The sequence below is a fragment of the Xenorhabdus siamensis genome (assembly GCF_037996745.1).
Lineage (GTDB): Bacteria > Pseudomonadota > Gammaproteobacteria > Enterobacterales > Enterobacteriaceae > Xenorhabdus > Xenorhabdus indica.
Genome location: NZ_JBBMXE010000017.1, coordinates 188,590 through 196,762 on the forward strand (window position 1 = coordinate 188,590; position 8,173 = coordinate 196,762).

3 protein-coding genes and 2 pseudogenes are annotated in these 8,173 nt (G+C 42.9%); 3 read left to right on the forward strand and 2 right to left on the reverse strand.

Annotated features, from left to right (window positions below):
• Positions 1-17 precede the first annotated feature (17 nt).
• Both AAC852_RS17410 and lrp read right to left on the reverse strand, forming a co-directional pair.
• Positions 18-3,503, reverse strand: a complete 3,486-nt coding sequence (locus tag AAC852_RS17410) for a DNA translocase FtsK 4TM domain-containing protein (protein WP_340622079.1) — start codon at positions 3,501-3,503, stop codon at positions 18-20.
• 139 nt (positions 3,504-3,642) lie between these two features.
• Positions 3,643-4,137, reverse strand: a complete 495-nt coding sequence (gene lrp / locus AAC852_RS17415) for a leucine-responsive transcriptional regulator Lrp (RefSeq protein WP_004256338.1) — start codon at positions 4,135-4,137, stop codon at positions 3,643-3,645.
• A 635-nt stretch (positions 4,138-4,772) separates the two neighbouring features.
• Between lrp and trxB the strand changes: the two genes are divergently transcribed.
• The 3 genes and pseudogenes from trxB to AAC852_RS17430 all read left to right on the forward strand — a co-directional run.
• Positions 4,773-5,732 carry a thioredoxin-disulfide reductase gene (trxB, locus tag AAC852_RS17420; RefSeq protein ID WP_340622080.1) on the forward strand — a complete coding sequence of 320 codons (960 nt, stop codon included), beginning with the start codon at positions 4,773-4,775 and terminating at the stop codon, positions 5,730-5,732.
• Between the two features lie 182 nt (positions 5,733-5,914).
• Positions 5,915-7,609 (forward strand): annotated as a pseudogene (cydD, locus tag AAC852_RS17425) (heme ABC transporter permease/ATP-binding protein CydD); the annotation flags it as partial.
• Between the two features lie 19 nt (positions 7,610-7,628).
• Positions 7,629-8,099: pseudogene (locus tag AAC852_RS17430) on the forward strand (IS982 family transposase); the annotation flags it as partial.
• Positions 8,100-8,173: the final 74 nt, after the last annotated feature.

The window sequence follows — 8,173 nt, forward strand, 5'->3', positions numbered from 1 at the left end:
CGAATCTAAAATGATGCTCAGTGTTCATGTGGCGGAGGTGCTAAAACCTCACGATTGCCATTATGACCAGGCGCACTGACAATTTGCTGAGCTTCCATCTGTTCTACAATTCGAGCTGCCCGGTTATAACCAATGCGGAATTGACGTTGTACCCCTGAGATAGATACTCGGCGTTTTTCAATCACAAATTCAACTGCCTGATCAAACAAAGGATCCAGCTCTTCATCACTATCTAATCCCAATCCTCCTTCGCCATCTTCCCCCCCTTTAATAATATTATCAATGTATTGAGGGCGACCACGCGCTTTCCAGTCATTAACAACTTCATGGACTTCCTGATCACGCACAAAAGCACCGTGGACACGTACAGGAATCGAAGAGTTTGGTGCCAAATAAAGCATATCCCCCATACCAAGCAATGATTCCGCTCCTCCCTGATCAAGAATGGTACGGGAATCAATTTTACTGGAAACAGTGAATGCAATTCGCGTAGGAATATTGGCCTTAATCAATCCCGTAATAATATCAACAGAAGGACGCTGTGTAGCCAGTACCAAGTGGATCCCCGCAGCCCGTGCTTTCTGTGCCAAACGCGCGATTAACTCTTCCACTTTTTTCCCGACTGTCATCATTAAATCGGCAAACTCATCGACCATAACAACAATATAAGGCTCTTTTTTCAGTACAGGATGTTCCACATCCATACTGTCACCTGGCTTCCAGAAGGGATCCGGGATCGGTCGGCCCATATTTTCAGCCTGTTTGATCTTATCGTTATAACCCGCGATATTGCGAACGCCTAAAGCTGACATCAATTTATAACGGCGTTCCATTTCATTGACACACCAACGCAGTGCATTGGCTGCGTCTTTCATATCAGTGACCACTTCTGTCAACAAATGCGGAATGCCTTCATAAACAGATAACTCAAGCATCTTCGGGTCGATCATGATAAAACGAACATCTTCTGGTTTCGCTTTATACAAGATGCTGAGGATCATGGCATTAACGCCGACTGATTTTCCCGAACCTGTCGTCCCTGCCACTAACAAATGAGGCATTTTCCCTAAATCAGCAACAACAGGCTGACCAGCGATATCTTTTCCCAAAACGATAGTTAATGGTGACGGGTTATTACGGAATTTTTCACAATCCAGCACTTCCCGCAAATAAACGGTCTGGCGTTTTCTATTCGGTAATTCCAAACCCACATAAGGTTTTCCTGGGATCACTTCAACAATACGAACTGCGACAGCCGAAAGTGAACGAGCAAGATCACGAGATAAATTAGAGATACGGGAAGCTTTAACCCCAGGCGCTAAATCCAATTCAAAACGCGTGATTACAGGACCTGGAGAGAACCCAACAACATCCGCTTTGACACGATAATCATTCAGACGAGCTTCAATTAAACGCGAAGTTTGTTCCAGCGCAAACATATCAATCGGTTCTTCTTCTGCTGGAGGTTCTGCCAGAAGATCTAAAGAAGGCATCGGTGTAGTCGGCTTAGGCAATGGCTGATCATTACGTACCAAAAATGGATGAAACAGACTCGGTTGCTGCGGTTGCTGCGGTTGCTGCGGTTGCTGCGGTTGCTGCGGTTGCTGCGGTTGCTGCGGTTGCTGCGCAAAATTATGCGTAGTTTCCAACTGATGAGAATTTTTTAAAATAGAAGAATCTGTTGAAACCGGAACAATATTTTTTTCTTGTTCTGGCTGAATAGCCTCCTGCGGTAGTATAGATCCAGAAGGCGTAAATAATGGTTCTGCTGGCTCAGGAATTTCTACGCTATTATTTGGTGAAAAGTAATCAAAAATAGGCTGTTCAGACTGCTGGGCAAGCTGGCTTTGATAACGTTGACGTTGCTGCTGTTCAAATTCTTTCCGCAACGTTTCTTCCTGCTCTGCTTGTTCATCAATACTGATTGGTGCTTTATCATCACGGTTCTCAACAGATTGTTCTGCTGTTGTTTTTCCATGTATTGGTTGGTTATCATGTGTTGGTTGGTTATAAATAGAGGTGAAATTTCCAGTTTTTACTTGTTCTGCCTCTTTTTCCAAATCATAACCATAACGCTCACGTTGTTGCGCAATAAATTGCTCACGCAACATATTTTGCTGCTGCTCATCCATTCTCTGTTCTTCAGCTTCAGCATTGAGTTCAACCTGTCTTTCTTTCCGCTGCAAATGCTCAGACAAACGTTGAGAAGGGACTTTAATACCATACAATTCACGGCGAGTCGGTATTCGTACCGGATTCGGCCTTGGCATTTCAGGGCCTATTCCCTGTTTCATCTGAGGATTTTTCACAACAGCAATAGAGCTAGTTACCGAATCCCGCAAATCAGTACTATCTTTTGAAGGCGGTGACATTGACATAGCACTCTGTGTTGCTATGTCATTCCCCGGCTGGTGCTCATCAGGCAGCTCAAATGTATACCGGGTAGGCTCTTGCCCCTGACTATTTTCAGTTTGTTCTAATCCAGTAATCTGTTCAGATCCAACCTGCCCTAATTCCGTTTGTACTGATACTGCTTCTGGAACTATGGATATTTGTGGCTTAATCAGGTGAGATGTATTGTTTTGTTCCAGAGTAGATTGCATCTGTTCAGGTGAAATACTTTCAGACTTAGGAGAAACTATTCCAGGTGAAATTGTTTCCTCTGACTTTTCCATAACTGGCTGTTCTGAAATGGTATTCACCAACTCTGTTACTGTCGGAACTGTCAGCAACACATCATCTTCATCATCAGCAATGGCGTTTTGAATAACATGAGTTGCCCTAACAGGAGCTACTTTAGACTCCCCTTGTTTAGAATGGCTTGTATCATTAGAAGTCTCTGGAAAAACTTCTTTTTCCAACTCATCATTATAATCAGTTTGTGTGCGACCACGATTAACCACAAAACTGAGCGAATCCAGAGTGTATTCCCCGATTTTTTCTGCAATGGTAAGCCAGGACCAGCCCGTAAATAATGTGAACCCGATAGCCCATGTTCCAAGCAAGGCCAAAGTTGCACCAAGGATGTTAAACCACGGCAAGATCGCGTTACTGAACAGACTACCGATAACACCACCTGAAGCAAAATCATCGAAATCATCAATATTGAGTGCAGCCAAACCACATGAAGTCAAAATAAGAGTTAAGGCACCAATAACGCGTAATGCCAGTGTGAAGAAATCCACATACTCTTGCCTATCTTTCTGACGGAAAGCATTCCAACAACCCGAAAGCATTAAGGGTGGGACTGCATAGGCAAGAATACCAAATGCTGAGAATAGTATGTCTGACAACCAGGCACCAATGCTGCCACCTAAATTATGAACAGGTTCATGCCAGGCAGTTTGTGACCAGCTAGGATCGGAAGGGTGAAAACTGATAAGTGCTACCATTAAATATACGGCACATATAGCAATAACCAACAGAACGGCTTCCAGAAGCCGACGGCCATTGCTGACTCTTTTTAATCTAACACGTTTGTCTTCTGTATATTCCTGGTTCAAGAAAGGCTCTCCAGGTTTTCCTGTTGATTAAACGGAACAACGCTGAGGTTAGCTCAGCGTTGAAACTGTATGCATAAACAGGAGTGTACCTAAATTTTTCCTGTTTTGCATCTATACACTGTACATTGTAGACAAAAGCTTAACGAGTCTTAATTACCAAACGGTTACTCTGTTTCACTTCTTCCATGACTACATAAGTACGAGTATCGTTAACGCCCGGAAGACGCAATAAGGTCTCACCTAGTAATTTACGGTACGCAGACATGTCTGGCACACGTGTTTTCAGTAAGTAGTCAAAATCCCCTGAAACCAAATGGCACTCTTGAATTTCCTCCAGTTTTTGTACGGCAGTATTGAACTGCTCAAAAACATCTGCTGCTCCACGGTTTAGGGTAATTTCAACGAACACCAGCAATGATGCATCCAAATAATGGGGATTCAGCAAGGCAGTATAACCAGAAATAAAGCCTTGACGCTCTAAACGACGTACGCGTTCTAAACAAGGCGTAGGTGATAATCCTACCCGTTTGGATAATTCCACATTAGAAATACGGCCGTCTTTCTGCAATTCGTTAAGGATATTACGGTCTATGCGATCAAGATCTTTTCCTGGACGCTTCTTATTATCTATCATCTTATTGCTCTCTCTTTATATTCCTACACCCATAACATTTTCCCTATCTCTTTTAAGCAGTTGAGCTGGAAAAGATGTCTTCAAAGGCTAAAGCTCAATCTGTAACCAAGGTTTGGGGCCTGCACGTAATCTTCCAGAATACAATTTCCCAGAACTCGATTAACCAAAACACGACTTACTAGAGCACTGTCTTCCAGAATGTTATCTCCCAAAACACATGTCTCTCAGAAAGCAGCTTATCGGCAATTTTTAATATTCTATGAGAAAATTATCTACGCCAAATTGTCTGTTCTATAGAAACAATTGATTAGCGAGGCAGATAATTATCTCTTACATAGATGTTTTCGCAAATGCATAGCCGATTGTCAAAGTAAATGAACAAAAATCAGAACAACCTACCAAACAAATTTTCGGTAAATCGTTTCAATAGCTCGTTTCATGCCTAAAACGAATAAATGATGTTCAATTCAAAAAGTTAAGCACTCACTTCTTACATTCCTATTACATCACAGTTACTATCTATCGGTAAAATCGTTAATAACATGAATATTTTATCTGATAATCGCTTTTTTTAACTTATTATTTCTCCTACAATCCCTAAATCTGCAATATGCGATAATGGAAATGAGGTATTCATGAGTACAGCCAAACACAGTAAGCTCATCATTCTTGGCTCAGGTCCTGCTGGTTATACTGCTGCTGTTTATGCGGCCCGTGCTAATCTAAATCCCGTACTCATTACCGGGGTTGAGAAAGGCGGTCAATTGACCACCACGACCGAAGTTGAAAACTGGCCCGGTGATCCTGAAGGGCTAACAGGCCCTGTTTTGATGGAGCGTATGTTCCAGCACGCTGAAAAATTTCAGACAGAAATTATAGCTGATCACATTAAGAAAGTTGATTTCTCAAAAAAAACATTCCATCTATATGGTGATGATCAGGAATATACCTGTGATGCCTTAATCATCGCAACAGGTGCCTCTGCTCGTTATTTGGGACTGCCTTCCGAAGAAGCATTTAAAGGACGTGGTGTTTCTGCCTGTGCAACTTGTGATGGTTTCTTCTATCGTAAACAAAAAGTTGCTGTCATAGGTGGCGGTAATACTGCTGTTGAAGAAGCTTTATATTTGGCGAATATTGCGTCTGAAGTTCACCTAATCCATCGCCGTGATACTTTCCGTTCAGAAAAGATCTTGATTGACCGTTTGATGGATAAGGTTAAAAACGGCAATATTATTTTGCATACTGATCGCACCCTAGATGAGGTTTTGGGTGATGAAATGGGTGTAACAGGTATCCGTATTCGCGATACGAAAAGTGACAACACTGAAGAGCTGGATGTCGCAGGTGTTTTCATCGCCATCGGTCATAGTCCTAATACCGACATTTTTGCAGGGCAGCTTGAGCTGGAAAACGGGTACATCAAAGTTCAGTCCGGTCTGCATGGAAATGCTACCCAGACTTCCATTCCCGGTATATTTGCCGCAGGTGATGTCATGGATCATGTTTACCGACAAGCTATTACTTCAGCCGGCACGGGCTGTATGGCTGCACTGGACGCCGAACGTTTTCTGGACGGACTGGCAACTAAATAAGATGATCTTTCCCCAAAAGCGCTGTTTCGATAGCGCTTTTTAACAGGTAATATTTTTACAGGTAACATAATCTTACAGGTAACCATTATTTTACAGGTAACCATAGTGCGCGGAAGCTGGCAATACAATGACCAGCTTTTTGGATATGCCGTATCATCATCTGCTAATCTAAAATTATTCTTATGGACAAAACAAGACAATCTGAACTTGTTCGATGGCTGAAACAGCAAAGCGCTCCAGCCCGTCGATGGCTTCGTCTATCCATGCTGCTAGGGCTAATTGGTGGTTTATTGATTATCACTCAGGCCTGGCTTCTCGCTTCTATTCTTCAGGCGCTTATTATGGATAATGTCCCCCGTGAAAATCTCATCAACCAATTCCTCATGTTGACGGCTTCTTTCACGCTGAGAGCCATTATCAGTGCTGTCCGGGAGCGTATCGGGTTTATCTGCGGTAAAGTCGTGCGTCAACAAATCCGCGGTATGGTATTGGATAAGCTGACCCAATTGGGACCTGTTTGGGTAAAAGGCAAACCGGCTGGTAGCTGGGCGACCATTATTCTGGAACAAATTGAAGATATGCAGGATTTTTATTCCCGCTATTTACCGCAAATGACCCTTGCGGCTACTATTCCTGTCTTAATCCTGATCACTATCTTTCCCATCAATTGGGCCGCGGGTGTTATTCTGTTCGTAACTGCGCCATTAATCCCTATTTTCATGGCCTTGGTCGGATTAGGGGCAGCTGATGCTAACCGACGCAATTTTGTTGCACTTGGTCGCTTAAGTGGTCATTTTCTGGATCGTTTACGTGGTCTCGAAACATTGCGTTTGTTCCATGGGGGAAAAGCAGAAATTAAACAAATTACCGAATCAACAGAAGATTTCCGACGCAGGACAATGGAAGTACTACGTATGGCATTTTTATCTTCTGCGGTATTGGAATTTTTTGCCGCTGTTTCCATTGCGGTTGTCGCTGTTTATTTTGGTTTTTCTTATCTGGGAGAGTTACATTTTGGCAGTTATGGCCTTGGCGTGACATTATTTGCCGGTTTCCTCGCACTTATCCTCGCTCCTGAATTCTTCCAACCGCTGCGTGACTTGGGCACTTTTTATCATGCTAAAGCCCAGGCGGTGGGCGCTGCGGAATCACTTTTCACCTTGTTAAGCAGCAATGGGAAACACACCACATATGGCGGCAGAAAAACCTTATCAGATAAAGAATCAGTGACCATTGAAGCAAATGAATTGGAAGTTCTGTCACATGATGGGCACCGTCTTGCTGGCCCTTTAAATTTTACAATTGATAAGCATCAACGCATTGCATTAGTGGGAAAAAGTGGCGCAGGAAAGAGTTCACTGATAAATGTGTTACTCGGTTTTCTGCCTTACCGGGGTTCATTGAAAATCAATGGAAACGAATTGCGTGAGCTTGATCTCGATAAATGGCGTGAACAAGTAAGTTGGGTTGGACAAAACCCTCATCTGCCGGAACAAACGGTACTCGATAATATTCGCCTTGGTCAATTTGATGCAACACCAGAACAGATCCACGATGTAATGAAACGCGCTTATGTCGATGAGTTTGTCTGCGATCTCCCTGATGGCATAAACACAGTTATTGGTGATAATGCGGCTCGCCTATCTGTTGGACAAGCTCAGCGCATCGCTGTAGCACGGGCATTATTAAATCCGTGCCAGCTTTTGTTACTGGATGAACCCGCAGCCAGCCTTGATGCTAATAGTGAACAACGCGTGATGATGGCATTGAATCAGGCATCTGGTCAGCAAACGACATTATTGGTTACACACTTACTGGAAGAAACGCTGAAATACGACCAAATCTGGGTTATGGAGAGCGGGTTAATTATCGAAAAAGATAACTAACCTGAATTCTGGAAAAACCTCAATGGGATGGTTCTATGGGTTCAAATTACACCTGATTATTAACCATCTGGGCGAAATTTTAGCGCTTAAAGTGACCCCGGGTAATGTGGATGATAGGGAGCCTGTACGCGAATTATCAAAAGATCTCACGGGTTCTCTTTACGGCGACAAAGGATATCTGAGTCAGGAATTGGCGGATGATTTAGCTAAAACGGATATCACCTTTATCACGAAAAAGCGCCGCAACATGAAAGCGCTTGCACTGGCTGAGTGGGATAAGGTTATGCTTAAAAAGCGTTTTATCATTGAAACGATTAATGGACAATTAAAAAACGGCTCTCAATTAGAACATTCTCGTCACCGAAGTATAACCGGTTTTTTGTTAACCATTTTAACGGGATTGATTGCTTACTGCCTTAAAGAGAAAAAGCCATCACTGAAAATTTTCTACTCAGAAGAAGATATTTCAGTAATAGCTTAAGCGGAATTGGGGTTAACTATCAAAATTTGAGCCAATCTCAAGGTGCCTTTTCCCGTTTGTTGTCTCATCGTAGT

What these genes read in the sequence shown, in the direction of transcription:
- lrp (WP_004256338.1), bottom strand. Translation starts at nt 4,137, where the DNA reads ATGATAGATAATAAGAAGCGTCCAGGAAAAGATCTTGATCGCATAGAC.
- trxB (WP_340622080.1), top strand. Translation starts at nt 4,773, where the DNA reads ATGAGTACAGCCAAACACAGTAAGCTCATCATTCTTGGCTCAGGTCCT.